20 protein-coding genes and 1 riboswitch are annotated in these 22,386 nt (G+C 38.8%); of the genes, 13 read left to right on the top strand and 7 right to left on the bottom strand.

The annotated features are described in order from the left end of the window. Positions 1 to 2 precede the first annotated feature (2 nt). From ruvB to RBL01_RS00735, 4 genes are all read left to right on the top strand, one after another. A complete protein-coding gene (gene ruvB / locus RBL01_RS00720; protein WP_002289812.1) occupies positions 3 to 1,004 on the top strand; it encodes a Holliday junction branch migration DNA helicase RuvB in 1,002 nt (333 codons plus the stop codon). A gap of 28 nt (positions 1,005 to 1,032) precedes the next feature. Continuing rightward, positions 1,033 to 1,611 (top strand): TetR/AcrR family transcriptional regulator, encoded by a 579-nt coding sequence (locus RBL01_RS00725; protein ID WP_002289813.1) that lies wholly within the window; start codon positions 1,033 to 1,035, stop codon positions 1,609 to 1,611. A gap of 51 nt (positions 1,612 to 1,662) precedes the next feature. Further along, positions 1,663 to 2,145, top strand: coding sequence for a low molecular weight protein-tyrosine-phosphatase (locus tag RBL01_RS00730; protein WP_002319457.1), 483 nt, complete (start codon positions 1,663 to 1,665; stop codon positions 2,143 to 2,145). Positions 2,146 to 2,261: 116 nt separating this feature from the next. Then, positions 2,262 to 2,636, top strand: a complete 375-nt coding sequence (locus RBL01_RS00735; RefSeq protein ID WP_002317064.1) for a hypothetical protein — start codon at positions 2,262 to 2,264, stop codon at positions 2,634 to 2,636. Between the two features lie 374 nt (positions 2,637 to 3,010). On the opposite strand, the gene RBL01_RS00740 is transcribed toward RBL01_RS00735, so the two are convergent. After that, a complete protein-coding gene (locus tag RBL01_RS00740) occupies positions 3,011 to 4,189 on the bottom strand; it encodes an IS256-like element ISEf1 family transposase (protein ID WP_000997695.1) in 1,179 nt (392 codons plus the stop codon). Between the two features lie 771 nt (positions 4,190 to 4,960). Further along, positions 4,961 to 6,313, bottom strand: a complete 1,353-nt coding sequence (brnQ, locus tag RBL01_RS00745) for a branched-chain amino acid transport system II carrier protein (protein WP_002307366.1) — start codon at positions 6,311 to 6,313, stop codon at positions 4,961 to 4,963. Between the two features lie 146 nt (positions 6,314 to 6,459). On the opposite strand from brnQ, the gene RBL01_RS00750 reads away from it, so the two are divergent. Continuing rightward, on the top strand, positions 6,460 to 7,050 hold the full coding sequence (locus RBL01_RS00750; protein WP_002307369.1) for a TMEM175 family protein: 591 nt from the start codon (positions 6,460 to 6,462) through the stop codon (positions 7,048 to 7,050). Between the two features lie 127 nt (positions 7,051 to 7,177). On the opposite strand, the gene RBL01_RS00755 is transcribed toward RBL01_RS00750, so the two are convergent. The 4 genes from RBL01_RS00755 to RBL01_RS00770 all read right to left on the bottom strand — a co-directional run bounded on the left by RBL01_RS00755 (position 7,178) and on the right by RBL01_RS00770 (position 11,904). Further along, entirely contained in the window at positions 7,178 to 8,527 is a 1,350-nt protein-coding gene (locus RBL01_RS00755; protein ID WP_002317065.1) for an amino acid permease, read from the bottom strand. A gap of 167 nt (positions 8,528 to 8,694) precedes the next feature. Then, positions 8,695 to 9,435: an amino acid ABC transporter ATP-binding protein gene (locus RBL01_RS00760; RefSeq protein WP_002317066.1), complete on the bottom strand. Its 741-nt coding sequence runs from the start codon at positions 9,433 to 9,435 to the stop codon at positions 8,695 to 8,697. A gap of 12 nt (positions 9,436 to 9,447) precedes the next feature. Then, entirely contained in the window at positions 9,448 to 11,040 is a 1,593-nt protein-coding gene (locus tag RBL01_RS00765) for an ABC transporter permease subunit (protein WP_002297081.1), read from the bottom strand. A 137-nt stretch (positions 11,041 to 11,177) separates the two neighbouring features. Then, positions 11,178 to 11,352: riboswitch (Lysine riboswitch) on the bottom strand. Positions 11,353 to 11,607: 255 nt separating this feature from the next. Further along, positions 11,608 to 11,904, bottom strand: a complete 297-nt coding sequence (locus RBL01_RS00770; protein WP_002293448.1) for a hypothetical protein — start codon at positions 11,902 to 11,904, stop codon at positions 11,608 to 11,610. Between the two features lie 175 nt (positions 11,905 to 12,079). On the opposite strand from RBL01_RS00770, the gene RBL01_RS00775 reads away from it, so the two are divergent. Genes RBL01_RS00775 through RBL01_RS00785 form a run of 3 tightly spaced genes read left to right on the top strand, consistent with a single transcriptional unit; the run spans position 12,080 to position 14,164 of the window. Beyond that, on the top strand, positions 12,080 to 12,805 hold the full coding sequence (locus tag RBL01_RS00775) for an NAD-dependent protein deacylase (RefSeq protein ID WP_002297083.1): 726 nt from the start codon (positions 12,080 to 12,082) through the stop codon (positions 12,803 to 12,805). After that, positions 12,798 to 13,640 (top strand): chorismate mutase, encoded by an 843-nt coding sequence (locus RBL01_RS00780; RefSeq protein WP_002294234.1) that lies wholly within the window; start codon positions 12,798 to 12,800, stop codon positions 13,638 to 13,640. Before RBL01_RS00775 ends, RBL01_RS00780 begins: the two co-directional genes overlap by 8 nt. A gap of 2 nt (positions 13,641 to 13,642) precedes the next feature. Next, positions 13,643 to 14,164: a transcription repressor NadR gene (locus tag RBL01_RS00785; RefSeq protein ID WP_307780902.1), complete on the top strand. Its 522-nt coding sequence runs from the start codon at positions 13,643 to 13,645 to the stop codon at positions 14,162 to 14,164. A 252-nt stretch (positions 14,165 to 14,416) separates the two neighbouring features. Here RBL01_RS00785 and def read toward each other — a convergent pair whose 3' ends face one another. Continuing rightward, positions 14,417 to 14,980, bottom strand: a complete 564-nt coding sequence (def, locus tag RBL01_RS00790; protein WP_307780901.1) for a peptide deformylase — start codon at positions 14,978 to 14,980, stop codon at positions 14,417 to 14,419. 250 nt (positions 14,981 to 15,230) lie between these two features. Between def and rpsO the strand changes: the two genes are divergently transcribed. The 5 genes from rpsO (at position 15,231) to RBL01_RS00815 (ending at position 22,262) form a co-directional block, all read left to right on the top strand. Further along, complete coding sequence (rpsO, locus tag RBL01_RS00795) at positions 15,231 to 15,500, top strand: 30S ribosomal protein S15 (protein ID WP_002289282.1); 270 nt, start codon at positions 15,231 to 15,233, stop codon at positions 15,498 to 15,500. A gap of 187 nt (positions 15,501 to 15,687) precedes the next feature. Continuing rightward, positions 15,688 to 17,814 carry a polyribonucleotide nucleotidyltransferase gene (gene pnp, locus RBL01_RS00800; protein WP_002327534.1) on the top strand — a complete coding sequence of 709 codons (2,127 nt, stop codon included), beginning with the start codon at positions 15,688 to 15,690 and terminating at the stop codon, positions 17,812 to 17,814. A 509-nt stretch (positions 17,815 to 18,323) separates the two neighbouring features. Further along, a complete protein-coding gene (locus RBL01_RS00805) occupies positions 18,324 to 18,590 on the top strand; it encodes a GlsB/YeaQ/YmgE family stress response membrane protein (protein ID WP_002289280.1) in 267 nt (88 codons plus the stop codon). 143 nt (positions 18,591 to 18,733) lie between these two features. Next, the gene (locus tag RBL01_RS00810; protein WP_072538506.1) at positions 18,734 to 20,725 is read left to right on the top strand and encodes a KUP/HAK/KT family potassium transporter; all 1,992 of its coding nucleotides are present in this window, start codon (positions 18,734 to 18,736) and stop codon (positions 20,723 to 20,725) included. Positions 20,726 to 20,954: 229 nt separating this feature from the next. After that, on the top strand, positions 20,955 to 22,262 hold the full coding sequence (locus RBL01_RS00815) for a hemolysin family protein (protein ID WP_002327533.1): 1,308 nt from the start codon (positions 20,955 to 20,957) through the stop codon (positions 22,260 to 22,262). Positions 22,263 to 22,386: the final 124 nt, after the last annotated feature.

The raw sequence follows: 22,386 nt of genomic DNA on the forward strand, positions 1-22,386 counted from the left end.
AAATGACAGATGAATACTTGTTATCACCAGAATCTGGCGAAAATGAACTGAGTTTGGAAAAATCTCTTCGACCACAGCTGCTTTCTCAATATATCGGACAGAGAAAAGTCAAACAAGAACTTCAGATTTACATTGAAGCTGCCAGAAATCGGGAAGAACCTTTAGATCATGTTCTGTTGTACGGGCCTCCTGGATTAGGAAAAACGACGATGGCCATGGTCATTGCTAATGAGATGACCGTAAATATTCGTACGACGAGTGGCCCTGCTATCGAACGTCCGGGTGACTTAGTAGCAATCTTGAATGAACTGGAAGCAGGGGATGTCCTGTTTATCGATGAGATCCATCGATTACCTAGAGTGGTAGAAGAGATGCTTTATTCAGCTATGGAAGATTTCTATGTAGATATCATGGTAGGACAAGGGCCAACCGCACATCCGGTTCATTTCCCTCTTCCTCCCTTTACTTTGATTGGTGCGACGACACGGGCAGGTATGCTTTCTGCACCTTTACGAGATCGATTTGGCATCATTTCTCATATGGAATATTATGACGAACAGGATCTGCAGGAGATCGTTTTACGTTCTTCGGATATTTTTCAAACAGAGATCATTGAAGAAGGGGCATTGGAAATTGCTCGCCGATCACGAGGAACGCCTAGAATTGCTAATCGCTTGCTCAAACGGGTTCGTGATTTTGCGCAAGTCCAAGGAGACGGGAAAATCGATCGTCCTATAGCGGATCAGGCACTTACTTTGCTACAGGTCGATCAGGCTGGATTGGATTATGTTGACCAGAAATTGTTGCGAACAATGATCGAGTTATATGGCGGCGGACCAGTAGGGTTAAGTACGCTTTCAGTAAACATAGGAGAAGAGCGTGAGACGGTAGAAGATATGTATGAACCGTATCTGATCCAAAAAGGATTTTTAAAGCGTACACCTAGAGGGCGAATTGCTACTGCTTATGCCTATGAACATTTTGGTTACGACTATCATATATGATTTTTGCTTTTAGATTGGAGGAAAATGAATGAGTGATACAACACGTACGAAACAATTGATCAAAAACGTATTGATTGATTTGTGCCAAACGCAATCTTTTCGAAAAATCAGCGTCCAAAAAATCGCAAATGAAGCAAAAATCAATCGACAAACATTTTATTATCATTTTACAGATAAATACGATTTGCTTCGTTGGGTCTATTGTGAGGATGCATTGCATTATTTAGATCCACAATGTCTTTCACTTGATAATTGGGAAGAGCAAGCATTGAAAATGCTGAAAGCAATTGCTGAGAAGAAAGAATTTTATGCAAATACTGTGCTTTCTGACCCAGAAATTTTACAAAAAGAGTTTTCTCAACTGATCCAAAAATCATTTATCAAGATTTTTGAACAAATGGATGAAGAAAGACAACTTTCTGCAAGAGACAAACTATTTTATGCTCGTTTTTTTTCTTACGGTTGCAGTGGTGTATTAGTCAATTGGATCACGAATGAATATGAAGAAACACCGATGGAAATCGCTATGCAGCTTTTCCGTTTAGCCAAGGATACGGAATTATATTCTTATCGTCTTTATGCAAAAGAAGAGTTGGAAGAACAGTAATAGAAAAATTTTTTGTTGGAAAAGCAATGATCGCTAAAAGGAGATGGGGAAATGACAAAAATTTTATTTGTTTGTTTGGGAAATATTTGCCGTTCACCGATGGCAGAAGGCTTGCTGAGAAAACGAATAGCATTAGAAGGAAGGGAAGCAGAATTTTTTGTGGATTCTGCTGCTACAAGCACGTATGAAGTTGGAAAGACACCGCACCCTGGAACGAAAAAAATATTAAACCAAGAAAAAGTAGATATGACGAATATGGTTGCTCGGCAAATCACACCCCGCGATTTTGAAACTTTTGATTGGATCATTGGCATGGATCAAGAAAATGTAGAAGAACTGAAACGAAGAGCACCACGCTCAGCGCAGGGGAAAATCCATTTGTTTTTAAGTAGCATTCCTGGAAAAGAAAAAGAAAATGTTCCCGACCCATACTATACCAATAACTTTGATGAGACATATCACTTGATCACAGAAGGCCTGAATCATTGGTGGAATATTTGGATTGACGAAAATAAAATAACGAACAATTTGTAAAGTTAACGCTTTCTTTTTAAGGCGATGTTAGAGCATTTCCTTGTTTTTTTGTAAAATGTTAGGTAAAATAAAATTAATTAAGTAACACTTTCTTAGCTAAAGGAGGAGTGCATTCGATGAACGAAGAGACAGTATCACCAATGAAGAAGCTTACGAAGTTAGTTACTCATACTTCGTATCAACTTTTTGATTCTTTTGTAAATGACACTGAAGAACATGCTAAGAATGTACGATTGCAAGGAAAGTTTATTCTTGAGCTGAAAAAAGCTGCGACTGAACATAGTTTAGTTATCTTACAAGTAAGAGCGAATCGTTTGAGTAGCAAGTATGAAACAATCTCAGGTTGGGTGGCGACAAAAACGGTCGAAAAAGACCGAGTAATGATCCGCCTACAAAACGAAGAGCAGCAGATCCGCATGGTTCCCGTAGAACAAATTGAAAAAATAACAATCCTTTCGCCAGCAGGAGAACAGGAACGGTTATCAAAATAATGTATACCAGATAGAAAAGCACGTATGAGCTTGTACCATCAATCATTACTAATCAAAAATAACCGAATGCTTTAAACGGATATCGGTAAAACGGAGCGTTTTACGATGAGTATCACAGCATGACAGCATTCGGTTGATTAGTTGAATCGATTGTATGGGACAAGTTTTTTTGATAAAAAAAGGTCCTGCTAGCCGGGGAGCTAGCAGGATAAGGAGTTAAAAATGAAAAAGTGTTGTTAGGGTTGTTTGTTGGTATGCTTATATAATAGTCATTAGTTGTGAATATTTTGTGACGAAAGTTTTCGAAAGTTGTTAAGTTTTTGGGAGCGTCAATAATTTTGTGTAAATAAATTGTCCTCCTGCAAAATAATTAGTTACTCAGTAAACATTGAAACTAATGTATCGGTTACCTGTTGAAAACCTTTATGGCTTCTGTTTAGAAATTTTTGATTGTATGTATCAAAAATGCTGACTAGAAAGCGTTCTAGTGATTCTTCATTTTGAAACTGCTCTTTTCTACGGCTGTATCTTTTAATTTGCTTATTGAAAGACTCGATTAGATTGGTTGAGTAAATGGTTCTACGAATGCTAGGTGGAAAATCATAAAAAGTTAATAAGTCTTGGTTTTCTATGAGTGACTGCGTCACTTTAGGATAGTTTTTCTTCCATTTCTCAATCATGCCGGATAAGAAGGTATTCGCTTCTTCTTTTGAGTTAGCTTGATAAACAGCCTTAAAGTCATCACAGATTTCTTTTCGGTCTTTGACACGTACTTTATGAGCGATATTACGAGATACATGGATACAACAATGCTGATATTTTGCTTTAGGATAAATTTGATGGATAGTATCTTTCATGCCTTTTAAGCCGTCCGTAATAAAAAGCAAGACTTCTTGAACTCCTCTGGAGTTAATATCCTGTAGTAGCTCATTCCAAACGTATGTTGATTCAGTTGGAGCAATCGCATAACTCAGTACTTCTTTAGTGCCGTCTTCTCGTATACCAATGGCAATATAAATCGCTTCTTTGGATACAGTTTGACGTTTTAGTGGAATGTAAGTAGCGTCCATAAAAATAGCGACATACTTATCATTTAAGGCTCTGGATTTAAAGGCATTTACTTCTTCAGTCAGAACTTTAGTCATGTTGGACATGGTTTGTGGAGTATAGTGATGACCGTACATTTTTTCGATCAAATCAGCAATTTCAGACATCGTAACACCTTTTTCGAATAAATGGATAATAGTGGTTTCCAATGTATCGTTTGTTCTTTTGTAGGCTGGTAAAGTTTGTTGTTTAAACTCACCATTACGATCTCTAGGTATTTCCAATGTTAATTCACCATATTCGGTTTTGATTGATCGAAAGTAAGAACCGTTTCTCGAATTACCTGAATTAAAACCAGTGCGATCATATTTTTCGTAATCTAAAAAAGCCGTTAATTCAGTCCGTAGGAGTGTGTTTATCGCTTTTTCTAAGTGCGAACGGAATAATTCATTTAAATCGCCTTTAGTGACTAGAGTTTGCACAATTTCTGTAGTAAAATCATTCATAGGGAAGTCCTCTTTTCTGTGAATTGGTTGTCGTTAACTTTATTCTACAGAAGGGACTTCCTTTTTTGTATGGATTTTTTCATTTACACAAAATATTTTATACTCTCAAGTTTTTTTGCGAAAACTATTTTTATATCATATATATGTCTAAAATCTATATTATAAAAGAAATGTTGTTTGATCAGCTTCTCTTCGGTATTAGTTCAAAACAAAACGGCAAAGTATATGGAGCTACTTTGCCGTTTTGTTTCTCTAATACTCAGGTCAGTTTATAGACGCTCAATAAACGGTGTTCAAAAGCCAGTTTCTCGGTATTAAGTCAAATTTATGCAAAAATGTGAGAAGCCATTTTCACAAAATATTTCTTAATACTTGAAACTAAGCGGCTTTTTCACGACCTCTCAATAAACGGTGTTCAAAAGTCAGTTTCTCGGTATTAAGTCAAATTTATGCAAAAATGTGAGAAGCCATTTTCACAAAATATTTCTTAATACTCGAAACTAAGCGGCTTTTTCACGACCTCTCAATAAACGGTGTTCAAAAGCCAGTTTCTCGGTATTAAGTCAAATTTATGCAAAAATGTGAGAAGCCATTTTCACAAAATATTTCTTAATACTCGAAACTAAGCGGCTTTTTCACGACCTCTCAATAAACGGTGTTCAAGAGACAGCCTATCGGCAATAAGGCACAATTTTGTAAAATATGAGAAGCTATTTTTCAAAATTACTTTTTATTGCTCAAGGCTGAACGTCTCTTTCACAACCTCTTTTATCAATCTGCTACTTCTTCTTTCTTAGCGAAACTCCAAATCAGTCCGATAACAAAACCGATAACTGCTGGTACGATCCACCCCATCCCCAATTTGAAAAACGGCAAGTAGCTTTCCGCAACATGTAAAAGATTTTGAACAATAGGTGTTTGTTTGATAGTTTCTGGGCAAGCGTTCAACCCATCAAAAATCGAAGCAATCAATGTAAAATAAGTAGTCATTCGATAAACAGCCGTACGCTGCTTAAACAAAGGACCAACTAACACTAGTAAAATCAGTGTCATTGCTAATGGATAGATGAACATCAAAACAGGCAACGAAAATTGAATGATATTCGTCAAGCCTACGTTTGCAGCTAAACAAGGAAGGATACTAGCAAGTGCAACAAAGAATGCGTAATTTCTTTGCGGAAACAAATCTGTGAATGTTTCTGCAAAAGCTGTAATCAAACCAATACCGGTCTTCAAACAAGCTAATATAACGATAAATGCTAATAAGATACTGCCATAAGTACCTAAATAATGATCAGCAATCTGAGCCAGCGTGATCCCGCCATTTTCACTTAGAGCAAAGCTACCTAAGCTCATAGCACCTAAATAAGCGAGCAAAGTATAAATGATTCCCATCAATATAATGCTGATCGCACCAGATTTGATCGTGTCTTTAGCGATTTCAGCAGGTTTTGTTACACCCATGTTTTGGATTGTTGTGACAATGATGATCCCAAATGCTAAAGCAGCAAGCGCATCTAATGTGTTATATCCTTGAGTAAACCCTGTGAAAAAAGCATGCTCTTGATAATTTGGCTGAATAGGCGCTTGATTTACAGAACCTAGTGGATTCAAAAAAGCAAGGAGAAGCAAAGCACCTAATAAAACCAAAAATGCAGGATTCAGGAACTTTCCAACATAATCTAATATCTTTGTCGGTTTTCTTGAAAACCACCAAGCCAGCACAAAAAATACAATACTGAAAATTGCTAGATATAGCGTCTGTCTGCTAGGATCGATAAATGGTGCTAAACCAATCTCGAAAGATGTGGTTGCAAGGCGAGGTAAAGCAAAAAACGGTCCGATAACTAAGTAAAGCAAGATGGTAAAAACCATCGCATATGTTTGATTTATCCGTTTTGCTAATTCATATACACCTGAGCTTTTCGATACACCAATGGCAATCACCCCTAAGAAGGGAAGACCGATACCGGTAACCAAGAAACCTAGATTCGCCCAAAAGGTAGCAGCGCCTGCTTCTTGACCCAAATGAACGGGAAAGATAAGATTTCCAGCACCAAAAAATAGACCGAAAAGCATGGAGCCTATAAAAAGATAGTCTTTAAATGATAATTTTTTTGTCATACATAACTCCTTTACGGTTTTTTTAAAAGTAACAAAATTTCGAAAAATATGCAACAATTTTCAGAAAATTTCCTATATAAAACGATGGTTATTTAATAACGTAAGTGATAAAATAAAAGCGCTGAATCATCTGAGGAGGAATCATCGTGACAAAGTCGAGATTAGAAGCATTTACTGATGGAGTGGTAGCCATTGTTTTGACAGTTCTTGTATTAGAGATCAAGATCCCTAATACATCTAGCTTTCATTCTTTATGGGTCATCCGAAATACATTATTAGCTTATACCATCAGCTTTATATTTGTTGCGGTGATCTGGGTGAACCATCATCGTATATTTCAGATGGCAGAACGAATTAATTACCGAGTGGTCTGGTCGAATATCTTTTGGCTCTTCTGGCTGACTTTATGTCCTTCTGTTACTAGTTGGGTCGGGCGTAACCCTGAAGCTTTTTGGCCTGAGATGGCTTATGTCTTAGTATACACGATGTGGAGTTTTTCTTTTGGTATCTTGATGAGGCAAATCATGAAAGCAAATAAACCAGATTCCCATGTCGTGAGAGTTTTGTCAAAGGACCGTCGAAGTCTTATCTCCATGATGATTAACTTATGCTTGATTGCCGGTGTCTTTTTTGTACCGTTGATCGGGTTATTCGGACGTTTTTTTGTATCTGGTATTTGGATTTTTTCCTATAAAAAAGCAGATGCCTATTATCAGCGGTTGTTTCCGGGGAAATAGAAAAGAGGCTGGGACAGAAGCGTTTAACTCCAAGAAATAAGCCGAAATTTCACAAAAATTTAAGAAGCAATTTTCGTAAATTCCTTCTTATTTCTCGAAGCTGACCACTTCTGTCACAACTACTTTCTTACTTCTTACGTTCATATTTCATATGATAGATCAGTAATAGAAGCAAGAACCACACAGGTGTTAGTAATAAAGCGATTCTCGTATCTTTTCCTAGGAACAAGACGACACACACAAAGGCCATGTAAAGAAATACCAGATAATTACTAAATGGGTACAACGGCATTTTAAATGAATGAGCTTTTTTGCCGAGGATACTTTTACGATATTTCATGTGCGTGTAGACAAGCATACTCCAGATAAACAAGAAACAAGTAGTGGCAATACTGCTTACTAGTGTGAATACTTCACTAGGCATCACGTAATTCAAGATAACAGAAATGAAAATGACGATAGTAGAAAATGTCAAAGCATTCCCTGGCACATGATGTGTTGTTAACTTTTTGAATTTTTTAGGGGCACTGCCTTCTTGCGCTAAAGAACGAAGCATACGTCCTGTACTATATATTGCACTGTTGCAGGCAGAAGCTGCTGCACTTAATACGACTAAATTGATCAAGGAAGCAGCAATCGTGATCCCAATTTCCGAAAATACTTCTACAAATGGACTGTTATCTGGATTCAAGCTGTTCCATGGATAGATTGCCATAATGACAAAAAGAGATCCTAAGTAAAATAAGATGATCCTGATAGGAATATTATTGATAGCTTCCGGCAACACTTTTTCAGGATTTTCTGTTTCTCCAGCGACTAATCCAACTAATTCTATCCCAGCAAAAGCAAAGGTTACCATTTGGAAAGCTAAGATAAATCCTTTTGCACCAGTTGGAAAGAATCCGCCATGAGACCATAGATTCGTGATACTGGCTGTGCCAATATCTGTCGTATAGTGGGTGAGGATCATATAAGCTCCTACGAGGATAAAGGCAATGATCGCTACAACTTTGATCAATGCAAACCAAAACTCTAACTCACCAAACAATGAGACAGCCACCATATTCAAGCAAAGAAGAAGACCTAATGCAATCAGTTCAGGAAGCCACTGAGGAACACCAGGCGCCCAGTAGCGTACATACATTCCGATGGCTGTTAAATCGGCCATTGCAATCGATACCCAGCAGAACCAATACGTCCAGCCAGTGATGAAAGCCGCTTTTTTGCCAAGATATTCTGCAACAAAATCCAGAAAAGAATGGTTATTGGTGTTTGATAACAGAAGTTCGCCTAACGCACGCATAATGAAAAAACAGATGCATCCAGTAATAAGATAGGCGAGCAATATCGAAGGGCCAGCTAGCTGGATAGACTTTCCGGAACCTAAAAACAACCCCGTTCCAATCGCTCCGCCAATAGAAATCAGTTGGACATGTCTATTTTTCAGTCCACGCTGCAGTTCTTGATCTTCATTCATTTTTAAATCATCCTAACTAAAAAAGTTTAATTACTTCCATATTAAGAGACTTTTCTGAAAAACACAACTAAGATTCCAAAATTTTCAGAAATTTACCTTTTATGAGTAATTCATAAAAAAGAACTGCGGTAAACACCGCAGCTCCCTGTCTCGATCAGCTATTGATCCTAAGCATTTAAAATACGTGAAAGGAATTCTTTTGTACGTTCTTCTTTCGGATGGACAAAGATATCTTCTGGTGTACCTTCTTCTGCAATCACACCTTTATCCATAAAAATGACACGGTCAGATACATCTTTTGCAAATTCCATTTCATGCGTTACAATAAGCATCGTCAAGCCAGTATGTGCTAAGTCTTTGATCGTATTAAGCACTTCACCAACCATTTCAGGGTCTAACGCCGAAGTAGGTTCGTCGAATAGCAATACATCTGGATTCATTGATAATGCCCGAGCAATTGCGACACGCTGTTTCTGTCCACCAGATAATTGTGCTGGTTTGGCTTCGATATAACGATCCATACCAACTTTTTCCAGATTTTCGATTGCTACTTTTTTGGCAGTTTCTTTATCACGTTTCAGGACAGTTGTTTGACCAGACATACAGTTTTCCAAGACATTCATATTGTTGAACAGGTTGAAGGATTGGAAAACCATACCTAGATTCGTTCGATATTTAGGTAAATTATATTTAGGAGCTAATACATTTTCTCCATTATAAATGATCTCGCCGCCTGTTGGTTTTTCCAGTAAATTGATACAGCGCAAGAAAGTAGATTTACCAGAACCGGAAGAACCGATGATCGTCACAACTTCACCTTTATTGACTGTTACGCTGATATCTTTCAATACTTCATTTTCACCGAAGCTTTTTCTTAGATGATTGATTTCAATAATTTTTTCATTCATGATTCTTCCTCCTTATTCCTGCAAATTTGAATTGTCGATTTCTTCAAGCTTGGTATAAGCTGAAGGACCATCGATTTTCTTTTCTACCGCCCGCAGGATTCTGGTGATCGTAAAGGTCATGACTAAGTAGATGATCCCGACGATCGTAAATGTTTGGAAGAATTGGAAATTCGCACCGGAAGCAGAGTTTCCTTGGAAGAACAAATCAGCTACGCCGATTACACTTAAAACTGCTGTATCTTTGATATTGATAACAAACTCATTTCCTGTTGCTGGCAAGATATTCCGTAAAACCTGTGGAATAACAACTTTTCTCATCGTTTGGCCATGGGTCATACCAATGGCTTGCGCAGCTTCGAACTGCCCTTCATCTACTGCAAAAATCCCCCCACGAACGATCTCTGTCATGTAAGCTCCAGTATTGAGAGAGACAATAAACAAAGCGGCAATCGTTCGGTTCAATGAAATGCCAAAAGCGAGTGCCAGACCGTAGAAGATGACCATTGCTTGTACCATCATCGGTGTTCCGCGGAATACTTCGACATAGATAGAAAGAAGTGCATTTCCGATTTTTTGGAAGAAGCGAGTCAGTGCATTTCCTGATTCAGGTACCGAACGGAAGACACCAATCAGTAATCCAAGTGTAGTACCGACAACTGTCCCGATCAATGCGATGAACAAGGTAAGTCCAGCACCTCGTAAGAACATATTGCCGTATTGTTTCCAAATCGTAGTGAAATCAGAAATGATGCCAGGTTTTTCTTCACTATCAGTTGCAGCAGGCTGATCTTTGACTGCTTGGTCCATAATTTTGGTTCGTTCATCGTTAGAGATGCCAGAAAGAATCTGGTTTACTTTTTGGATATCCGGGTCGCCTTTACGCATACCAACAGAAATCTGAACATCTTCCGGGTTTGTCTGGAAACCATCTGCACCGCTGAATTCAAGCATTTCCAAGTCTTTGTTCACACTAGTTGCCGTTACACCTTCCGGACGTTCGCTGACATAACCATCGATCATTCCAGAAGCTAAAGCTGTTCTCATTGCTGAGAAATTATCCATTGCTTGTTGTTTCTGCACATCTGGTATCTGATCGATCACAGTATAGTGGAATGTATTTAACTGAGCAGTGATCTTTGCTCCAGAAAGATCTGCTAAACTTTTTGCTTTTGCATATTTGCTATCTTTTTGAACTACTACTACTAATTGTGATTCGTAATAAGGATCGGTAAAATCAATTTCTTTTCGTCGTTCAGCAGTAGGGCTCATTCCGGCGATGATCGCGTCGATCTTGCCTGATTGAAGGGCAGGAGCCAGACCATCCCATTTCGTTTGGACGATGACTAATTTTTTCCCTAAACCATCTGCTACTTTTTTAGCGATTTGAACATCATAACCGCCGGCGTAACTATTTTGGCCTTGAATTGGCAAGGCATTATTCTCATCTGTTTGTTGAGACCAGTTGAAGGGTGCATACCCAGCCTCCATACCTACGCGAAACTCATCGCTCGGTGTTTTTTCATCTGCATTTGCCAGAGATCCCACGCTGAATAGTGAGAAGACAAAAGCAAATAGTACGGCAACTGAAACCATATTTTTTTTCATTTTTTTCTCCCTTTCTGATTATATGATACACGAGCGGTCTAGATGAAATGCGGTAAAGCTTTATCTGAAAAAATAAAAAGCGACCGATTTATAGATATAAAAAGGCCGCTAAAATTCCATAAGGTGATAAACCTCTCACAAAACATAGCGCAACTTAGCATCACTGCTAAGACAGTCCGCAAGCTCTTAACTTGCGTCCCAACATACACTCCAAGCAAAAAAGTGCACATTTCGGCGATCCTCCCTATTCCTGCTTCTCCATGTTTGCTTCACTCCACAGGGTTAATGATTCTCGCGACCTCTACCTCATTGATTGAGGCATCTCGTATTCAGTTATTTATACAAAAAAAGTTTACGATACTCGAGAGGCTTTGTCAATCTATAACTGCTGTTTTTTGAAAAAATACTGATAAATATAGAAATCTTTACTTTTACCGAAAAAACAATCAAAATGTGAATCATCTATCCATTGTAAACGATAGTATAATTATACACAAAAATGTATGTAATACAATAAAAAAAGAACTAGAACAGAAAATTTCCTGTGTCCAGTTCCATCTCGATCATTTAAGCTGCCGCTTTCTTTGGCTCACGTCCTAGGATCGCTTGCAAAAGAACAACGACGCCATAAATGGCTAATATTAGATAAATCAAACTTGAGTATTGGGTGATTCCCCAGCCCCATGTTCGATATACGGCTAATGTAATGGCTAAAACAATTGCGGCAATCACGTTGAATAAAGCAAAAGCCCAAAGATTTCCATTTTCTTTGCGTACAAGATAAAAAACAGAGAAATAAACGCTTAACGCTAACCAGGCGATACAAGCCAGAATAACGCCCCAATAAATAAAGAATGGTAACATATCGATTCACCTCACTTTTATACAGCAGTATTGTAACACGTTTTCATTCTTTTGTCAGTGGACATTGTGATAAATTGTTCAAATGCCCATAACACTTTTTTATTCCCATTTTTCTGACTTTTCAACAATAAATTTGTTCGAGTATGGGCTATAATGGAAAGTGAGGTGACAAAACATGAAACAATTAACAGTAGACGAAGCAGCAAAAGAGATATTAGCTTATCAGCAAATTACATTTTTGACCGGTGCAGGGGTATCCACACCTTCTGGAGTGCCAGACTATCGATCTTTGTCAGGAATCTACCACGGGATGGAGCAGCCGGAATACTTGCTGAGTCATCAAGCAATGGTGAATGAACCGGATAAATTCTATCAATTTGTCAAAAAGATTTATCATCCTGAAGCAAAACCCAATATCATTCATTTGGAAATAGCACATCTAGCGAAAGAAAAAAATGTTTGGGTTGTTTCCCAAAACATCGACGGTTTGCACGCAAAGGCTAAAAGCCCGCAACTCGTCAATTTTCATGGGAGTCTGTATCAATGTCATTGTCGAAAGTGTCAACAAACGGTAGACTGGAAAGAATATCTTCACAGCGACAAACATCAAGCATGCGGAGGACAAATACGCCCAGACATCGTGTTATATGGTGAAGGGTTTCAAGATGGAGTCATGGAGCAGGCGGCTTATGCCGTCAGCCAAGCAGAGCTGATCGTCATTGTTGGAACGAGTTTTCAAGTTCATCCGTTTTGTGATCTGGTACAGTTTCGCCAGCCGTCAGCCAAAATCTTAGTAATCAATCAAACGCCTGTTTATTTAGCGGAGCCTTATACGTTTATTCAAGAAGACGGAGCGGTTGTTTTCAAAAAAATACAAGAATTAGGAGCAGATTATGACTGAATTCAAAACCGAAAAAGAAAAAATGATTGCAGGCGAGCTTTATTTTGCCAATGATCCTGAGCTGGTTGCCGACCGTATGTTTGCAAGAAGTCAAAGCCAAATCATCAACCAAGCAGAATCAGCGGAACTGCGATCCCAATTGTTGAAAGAGACTTTTGGCCGTACAGGGAAAAAAATCTATATGGAGCCAGTTATCAATTTTGATTACGGATATAATATATTTGTTGGGGAGAATTTTTATGCAAATTTCAATTGTACATTTTTAGATGTCAGCACGATTGAAATCGGTGATAACTGCATGTTCGCTCCGAATGTCCAGCTTTACACGGCGACGCATCCACTACATCCAGTGAAACGTAACAGCGGTCTGGAGTACGCAAAACCCATTAAAATCGGTAATAATGTTTGGTTAGGCGGAGGAGTTATCGTCACGCCGGGTGTCACTCTAGGGGACAACGTAGTAGTCGGCGCAGGTTCGGTTGTGACCAAATCTTTTCCCGACAATGTAGTGATTGCAGGAAATCCTGCTCGTATCATCAAGACAGTAGAGGAAGAACTAACAGAAGAGTCTCTTGAAACATTACGTCATAAGATCGATATGATCGATCGAGAGTTGGTTGCTTTATTAGAAAAAAGAATGGATACGGTAACTAAAATAGGACAAGTGAAAAAAGAAGAAAACCAAGCAGTTTATGATGCAAAAAGAGAGCAGCAAGTATTGGATAAAGTTGTTAGTCTTCTGAAAAATAAGGGATATAAGGAAACAATAACAGACACGTATGTTGATTTGATGAAACACTCGCGCGAATACCAAAACAAAATGAAGGAGGAATAAGTGTGATCGAAGGAGAGACACGGCGAAAACAAATCATGCAAACCTTGGCAAATACAGAAAAACCAGTGAGTGCTAGCAAGTTTGCGAAAACTTTTGGAGTCAGCCGTCAGATCATTGTAGGCGATATTGCTTTACTACGAGCTGCAGGTAAAAGTATCGTGGCAACAGCAAGAGGTTATATCCTCGAAACAGAAGAAACCAATACTGGGCACATCAGTAAAATCGCTGTCCAGCATGGAAAAGATCAAACAGAAGAAGAACTGAGACTAATCGTTGAAAATGGTGGTGAAATCATTGATGTAATTGTGGAACATCCCCTTTACGGTGAGTTAGCAGGAACTTTGCACATCAAAACGCCACAAGATATCGATTCCTTTATGAGACGTTATCAAAAAAGTAATGCTACTTTGTTATCCGAATTAACAGGCGGCATCCATCTGCATACGATCTGCTACCCAGAAAAGCATATGCTGAAAAACATCAAACAAAAACTAGCTGAAGCAGGAATCCTCTACGAAGGATAACATCGTAGCTGCTACTTTTTATCCTAGAAACTATTCTATCATCTCTGAGATAAACACCCATATGGAAGAAATAAGAAAAAATAAGAAAAGATGCGTATCCAATACACAGAATTTTTTGGAATTGCGATTTCTAGATGTCTATCTAAATTTCGATTAGTGGAGAAACATAAAAAAGGGAAGTGCAGCTTTTGAGCACTCCCCTTTTTTATAAAGCTTTCTTGTAGCATAGTATCGAAGGAACCTGCCAATTCTCTACTCGATTACCAATACGCCTTCTTTTAGTGCAAATGGATTTTGATCGTTGATGTGGTCATAGAACATCACACCGTTGATATGGTCGATTTCATGTTGAACGACGATCGATTCATAATTCTTCAAACGAATCTTGTGTTTTTCACCATTCATATCATAATAAGACACAGTGATTTTGGCATGGCGAACAACATATCCTGGTACTTCTCGATCAACAGATAAACAGCCTTCACCTTCCCCTAAACAAGCATCTTGAACAGAATGGCTCAAAATTTTAGGATTATACATAACAGTACTTAGAGAAGGTCTATCTGCCTCTGGGTCAGGACTTGGTACGTGAACAGCAATGATTCTTTTAGAAATATCTAATTGAGGAGCAGCTAAGCCAACACCGCCTCGTAAGTGTAGTTCTTCAGCTTTGATTGGATCTTGGCTGTTTTTTAAGAACTCAAGCATCTCTTTTCCTAAAGAGATATCTTCTTCGCTTAATGGAAGAGAAACTTCTTTTGCAACTTCGCGTAAGGTCGGATTTCCTTCACGAATGATATCATCCATTGTAATCATGGAATATGTACCCCTTTCTTAAAAGACTGTGTTTCAAGTCTATTTTCGCATTATAGTTTACCACAAAAATGGAAAAGTAGTAGTAAGATTGTTTGAAAACTACCTTTTCTTAATGATTAACTACTTGATTTTCAACCCGGTTTCAGGTAAAGTATAGCTGTGTGCTCTAGGCACATGACCTGCCACTTGGTTAAGCGAATCACCAACGTTTTACTCAGTCGCAGGGGAATAATCGAAAGAGGTGAAAGAAATGGCAATTTCAAAAGAACGCAAGAATGAAATCATCAACGAATACGCTCGCCATGAAGGGGATACTGGTTCTCCAGAAGTACAAATCGCTGTATTAACTGAAGAAATCAACCACTTGAATGAACATGCACGCGTGCACAAAAAAGACCATCATTCATACCGCGGCCTAATGAAAAAAGTTGGTCACCGCCGTAACTTGTTAGCTTACTTACGTAAAACTGACGTTCAACGTTACCGCGAATTGATCAAACGTTTAGGCTTGCGTCGTTAATTTTAGTCAAAAAGAGTGGGATTCACATGAATCTCACTTTTTTTACTCGTATATCAATTAAGTAAAATTCCGTGATCAAGCTAGATGGACTCCTACTAACCAAATGAAAGCTGCTCAAAAGACGGCTTTCGGCAGTTTTCATTTGTTTAGTAGCGTCTTGCTTTCACGAGAAGGAAAAGGAGAAGTTATGTCAGAAAAACAAGTATTCAAAACGACATGGGGCGGCCGTCCCTTACAAATCGAAGTCGGTCAGCTAGCAAAACAAGCAAACGGAGCCGTTTTAGTCCGTTATGGAGATACAGTAGTCTTAAGTGCAGCTGTGGCCTCTAAAGAAGCAAAAGATACAGACTTTTTCCCATTAACGATCAATTATGAAGAAAAAATGTATGCAGCAGGGAAAATCCCTGGAGGTTTCATCAAACGAGAAGGCCGTCCAAGTACGGAAGCAACATTGACTGCCCGTTTGATCGACCGTCCAATTCGCCCGATGTTTGCAGAAGGCTTCCGTAATGAAGTCCAAGTAACGAACATCGTGATGAGTGTAGAAACAGACTGCTCGCCAGCTGTGGCAGCAATGCTAGGTTCTTCTTTAGCACTATCAATCTCAGATATCCCATTTGACGGCCCAATCGCAGGCGTAGAAGTTGGTCGTGTAAATGGCGAGTACGTCTTGAATCCAACAGTAGAACAAGCAGAACAAACAGATATCGAATTGACTGTTGCCGGAACGAAACAAGCCATCAATATGGTTGAAAGCGGCGCGAAAGAAGTTTCAGAAGAAGACATGCTTGGTGCATTGCTGTTTGGTTTTGACGCTATCAAAGAGTTAGTTGCTTTCCAAGAAGAAATCGTTCAAGCAGTAGGGAAAGAAAAAATGGAAGTGACTTTACTGCAAGTTGATGAAGTATTGAAAAAAGAAATCTTTGATGCTTCTTACGCTACAATGAAAGCAGCAGTAATGACTGAAGAAAAACTTGCTCGCGAAGATAATATCGAGCAAGTGAAGATCGATATCCGCGAAGCTTATGCTGAGAAATTTGCAGGTCATGAAGATGAAGATCACTTGTTGAAAGAAGTTAAACAAATCACAGAAGATCTTGAAAAAGATGTCGTACGTGAATTGATCACCATCGATAAGATCCGTCCTGACGGGCGTAAATTGGATGAAATCCGTCCATTGTCATCAGAGGTCAGCTTATTGCCACGTGTACATGGATCAGGTTTGTTCACACGAGGACAAACACAAGCTTTATCAGCTTGTACACTCGCACCTCTAGGAGAGCACCAAATCATTGATGGTTTAGGGGTGGAAGTCAGCAAACGATTCATCCACCACTACAATTTCCCTCAATTTTCTGTTGGTTCTACAGGACGTGCAGGCTCTCCAGGGCGTCGGGAAATCGGACATGGCGCATTAGGTGAACGTGCGTTAGCACAAGTAATCCCTTCAGAAGAAGAATTTCCTTATACGATCCGTTTAGTAGCAGAAGTATTGGAATCAAATGGTTCTTCTTCCCAAGCAAGTATCTGTGCTGGCACATTAGCATTGATGGATGCAGGTGTACCAATCAAAGCACCAGTCGCCGGTATTGCGATGGGACTTGTTTCTGATGGTGAAAACTATACGATCCTAACTGATATCCAAGGGCTGGAAGATCATCTTGGCGATATGGACTTTAAAGTTGCCGGTACAAAAGATGGTATCACTGCTTTACAGATGGATATCAAGATTCAAGGAATCACAGAACAAATCCTAACTGAAGCATTAACTCAAGCAAAACAAGCACGTATGGAAATCTTAGAAGAATTGACTTCAACGATTGCTGCTCCACGTGAAGAATTAAGCCAATATGCACCAAAAATCGAAATGATCCAGATCGAACCTGCTAAAATCAAAGATGTTATCGGTAAAGGCGGCGATACGATCAACGGAATCATCGATGAAACTGGTGTGAAAATCGATATCGATCAAGATGGAAAAGTAAGTATTGCTTCAGCTGATGCAGAAATGATCAAAAAAGCTATCAAGATCATCGAAGATTTGACCAAAGAAGTCAAAGTTGGTGAAGTTTATCTAGGGAAAGTTGTCCGTATCGAAAAATTCGGTGCATTCGTCAACTTGATCAAAGGAAAAGATGGACTTGTCCATATTTCCCAATTAGCAAACGATCGTGTCAATAAAGTCGAAGATGTTGTTAAACTAGGTGATGAGATCCTTGTGAAAGTAACTGAAATCGATAAACAAGGACGCGTAAATCTGTCAAGAAAAGCAATGTTGAACGAAGATGGTTCAACGAAAAATGAAGAAAAATAATTTAATTCATAGGAATAATGTACTTGTGATTGTGAAGGTGACAGGGGGACAATAATTATTCGAAAAAAGGGGACTGTGACAAAAGCCGTGTCACAGTCCTTTTTTTGCGAATAAACGGTGTTCAAAAGCTTGCATCTGCGGTAATAAGTCCAGCCAAGTTAAAAACATTAGGAGCTGTTTTTACTTGGCTGTTCTTATTACTTGATGCAGAACAGCTTTTTTACAACCTCTCCAATAAACGATGTTCAATCAGCTGTCCCTCGATATTAGCTCAAAAAACGGCAAAATATGAGGAACTATTTTTCCGTTTGTTTCTCTAATACTCAGGTCAAACCGCTGATTTCACAACCTCTGATTCACGGTGTTCCAGAAGCAGCTTCTACGGAAATAAGCTGAACACTTTTGTTACAACTTCTTTTTTTCTGGAGTTTCTTGGCGCATATTTTTGGAGTCCTTCTGAATAAAGCGTAAAATAAAAGTGAGAAATATGGATAAAGGAGGGAAAGGAGATGCTGAATTTTTTATGGTCGTTATTTATCGGCGGTATATTAGGTTTGATAGCTGGCGCAATTTTAGGAAAGGAAGTCCCGGGAGGCGTATCTGGAAATATCATTATCGGTTTTTTAGGTAGTTGGCTCGGCGAATTTTTACTAGGACCACTGGGACCGGAACTCGGCGGTTTTTATTTGATACCAGCATTATTGGGTGCAATTTTTTGCCTTGCACTTTATTCATTTGTGGCAAGACGTATCAGAGAACGTCCAAAGAAAGAATAATTTTATTCAAATAAGTTGACACTTCAGTGTGTTACTTGGATAATTAGAAGCAATTTAGGAAAGCGGGTGTCATGGATAAGAATATCATCTATCATTCAAGCTTACCTAAAGGATATCCATATAACAAGAAATGAGGGAAAAACGTGGCAACAACGCACAATACCAAAAAGATATCAATGGCTGGCCTGCTTGTAGCGATGGGAGTCGTCTACGGAGACATCGGGACAAGTCCGCTTTACGTTATGAAATCGATTGTTGAAGATAATGGCGGATTGTCAGGAATCAATCCTGATTTTGTTATCGGATCAGTCTCATTGATTTTTTGGACATTGACTCTACTGACAACAATCAAATATGTCGTGATTGCATTGAATGCAGATAACCATGGTGAAGGTGGAATTTTCTCACTCTACACACTTGTCCGAAAAGGTGGGAAATATTTGATCATTCCTGCAATGATCGGAGGAGCTGCCTTACTAGCAGATGGGGTATTGACCCCTGCTGTGACGGTAACGACTGCGATTGAAGGCTTGCGAGGAATTCCGCAGTTTTTTGACCGGTTCGGTAATAACCAGAACGTGATCGTCATTATCACTTTAGTGATTATTTTTGTTTTATTCATGGTCCAACGCTTTGGTACAGATATTGTCGGAAAAGCATTCGGACCAATCATGTTCGCTTGGTTTACTTTTTTAGGCGTAATGGGATTAATGAACTTCAGTCAAGACTGGACAGTTATCCGTGCACTGAATCCTTATTATGCTATCCAGCTACTTTTTAGTGCAGATAACAAATTAGGCTTGTTCATTCTTGGAAATATTTTCCTGGCTACGACAGGTGCAGAGGCGCTTTATTCCGATCTTGGACATGTCGGCAAACGAAATATTCGTCTGAGCTGGCCTTACGTCAAAATTTGTTTGGTTATCAATTATTTTGGGCAGGCTGCGTGGTTGTTGAATGTTTATCAAAACCCTGAAGCACAGCAAATCAAGAACCTGAATCCATTCTTCCAAATGATGCCTCAAAGTTGGATCGTGATCGGCGTTGCTTTTGCAACAGTCGCTGCAGTCATTGCTTCGCAAGCATTGATTACAGGTTCGTTTACGCTAGTTTCAGAAGCAATCAAGTTGAAACTGCTGCCTCGGCTAAAGATCATGTATCCTGGGAACAGTATCGGGCAAATGTATATCCCAGCAGTCAATCTGATTTTATGGATCGCCTGTTCTCTAGTGGTTGTCACATTCCGAACGTCTCATCATATGGAAGCTGCTTACGGTCTATCGATCACTGTGACGATGTTGATGACAACAGCACTGCTTTACTTTTATCTTATCCAAAATGGGCATTCTCGTTGGCTTGCATATTTAGTTACCTTTTTCTTCGGTGCGATAGAAGTCGTTTTCTTTATCTCAAGTGTTGTCAAATTCTTCCGAGGCGGTTTTGTAGCCGTTTTGATTGGTTTGATCATCTTAGTCGTGATGTTTATTTGGGAACAAGGGAACATTATTCGCGAATCGTCAACCGAGGATGTGTCTTTGAGAGATTATATCCCGCAGCTTAGAGAATTACGTGATGATACTTCTTTACCAATCTATCAGACAAATGTGGTCTTCTTGGTTCCTGATATGGCTGAAGATAAAGTTGGCCGACAGTTCATTTATTCGATTTTAGATAAACGGCCTAAAAGAGCACGAGTCTATTGGTTTGTTCATGTGGAAGTGACGGATGAGCCATATACGAAAGAATATCAAGTAGATATGATGGACACTGATTTTATTGTCCAAGTGAATCTGTTCTTAGGTTTCAGGGTCCAACAGGAAATCAACGTATATGTTCGCCAAGTCATCCATGATTTGATGAAACAAGGCCGTTTGCCAAAACAGCCACAAAGATACTCTCTGACACCAGGGCGAGAAGTTGGCGATTTCCAATTTGTCCTGATTTATGAAGTAGTTTCCAATGTGACAACTCTAGGAAAATGGCAACGTCAAATCATGCAGGCAAAACTGGCAATCAAAAAAATCGCTACCTCGCCAGAAACATGGTTTGGGCTAGAGTACAGCGAAGTAAAACATGAAACTGTTCCGCTTATCATTGGAAATACTCGGAAAACATGGTTGAAAGAGCGGTTGTGAAAGTAGCGCTTTGACCTGAACTAATGTCGAATGTCAGCTACTTGAACACCGTTTATCAGAGGTCATGAAAAAGCTGTTTAGCAACAAGTAACGCAATGATTTTGAAGTGATAAGGAGATGTGGCTGAAAAATGCCGCATCTCCTTTTTTATTCCTAAATATGAATACGCATTATTTTCAATCTTTTTGTAGAAAAAGGGTACAATAGAAAAAGAGAAAGGCGGGAGAATATGGTTATCAATTTCATTATTTTATTTTTGATGATTGCAATTACTTCATTTTTTGTAGCAAGTGAATTTGCTTTAGTGAAAATCAGACGATCAAGATTGGAACAACTAGAAAAGGAAAAGGAAAATGTAAAGAACGCCAAGCTAGCTCTTCATGTTACACACCATTTAGATAACTATTTATCAGCTAGTCAATTAGGAATTACGCTAACCGGTTTGATCATCGGGTGGGTCGGTGAAGGATCTGTCGCGGCTTTACTAGAACCAGTGATCGGTAAACTACCTTTTAGTTCGGCTATTAGCAGTACAATCTCTGTGGCGCTGGGATTTATTTTAGTTACGTATATCGATGTGGTTATTGGCGAACTGCTTCCTAAGAGCTATAGTATCGTCAATACGGAGAAGGTCGTCTTGTTCGTAGTTAAACCACTTCATTATTTTTATAAAGTAATGTTTCCTTTTATTTGGGTATTGAATCATTCAGCTGCAGGGCTAGGGAAGCTATTAGGTGTGCGTCTCGTATCTGAAGGAGAAGAGACATTGTCTCAAGAAGAGCTGACATTAGTCGCATTGAATTCTTATGAAAAAGGAGAGTTGACCAAAGAAGAATATCATTATTTGGAAAACGTGTTTGAATTTGATGATACCTTGGCAAAAGATATACAAGTAGACCGTACGTCCATGCAAGTATTCGAAGCTTCAGAAACCGTCAAAGAAGCGATAAAAGCTTCGATTGAACAAGGACATACTCGCTATCCGGTTATCTTAGAATCAAAAGACAATGTTTTAGGTTATGTCACCTTGCCAGATTTGATCAAGCAATCTTATAAAGATGACCAGCTGACAGTAGAACAGTTGATTGAAGAGCCGATCGTAACAACTGAAACGATCCCTATAAAAAAATTATTGACGATCATGCGAAAAAAGGGAAAGCATATTGCTATCTTAAAAGATGAATACGGAGGAACAAGCGGTTTAGTGACAATTGAAGATATTTTGGAAGAAATTGTCGGGGAAATCCGAGATGAGACAGATTTGGACGAAGCATTGATAGCGGAACAGTCAGATGGCTCTTATATCATCTCCGGCAAACTAACATTAGATGATTTCCAGCGTTATTTTCATGTAGAGATTCCAGAGTTTGAAGAAACGAATTTTACTACACTTGCAGGCTTTGCTTCTAGCCGATATAAAGAAATAAAAGCAGGAACAATCATTGAGATTGCATCATTCCGTTTCACGGTATTAGAATACCAGCATGCACATATCGATTATTTCAAAGTAGAGTCCACGGAAAGAAAAACAGAATAAAAGAAAAAAGGCTGTGACATTTTTTGTCACAGCCTTTTTGTTATCTAAAAAACCTGTTTTCGGTAAACGAAGAAGATATTTTCAATAAAAGTTTTCATTTTTAGCCGCAACGATTTCTTTTAAT

This window comes from Enterococcus sp. SB12, from assembly GCF_030910025.2.
Lineage (GTDB): Bacteria > Bacillota > Bacilli > Lactobacillales > Enterococcaceae > Enterococcus_B > Enterococcus_B faecium.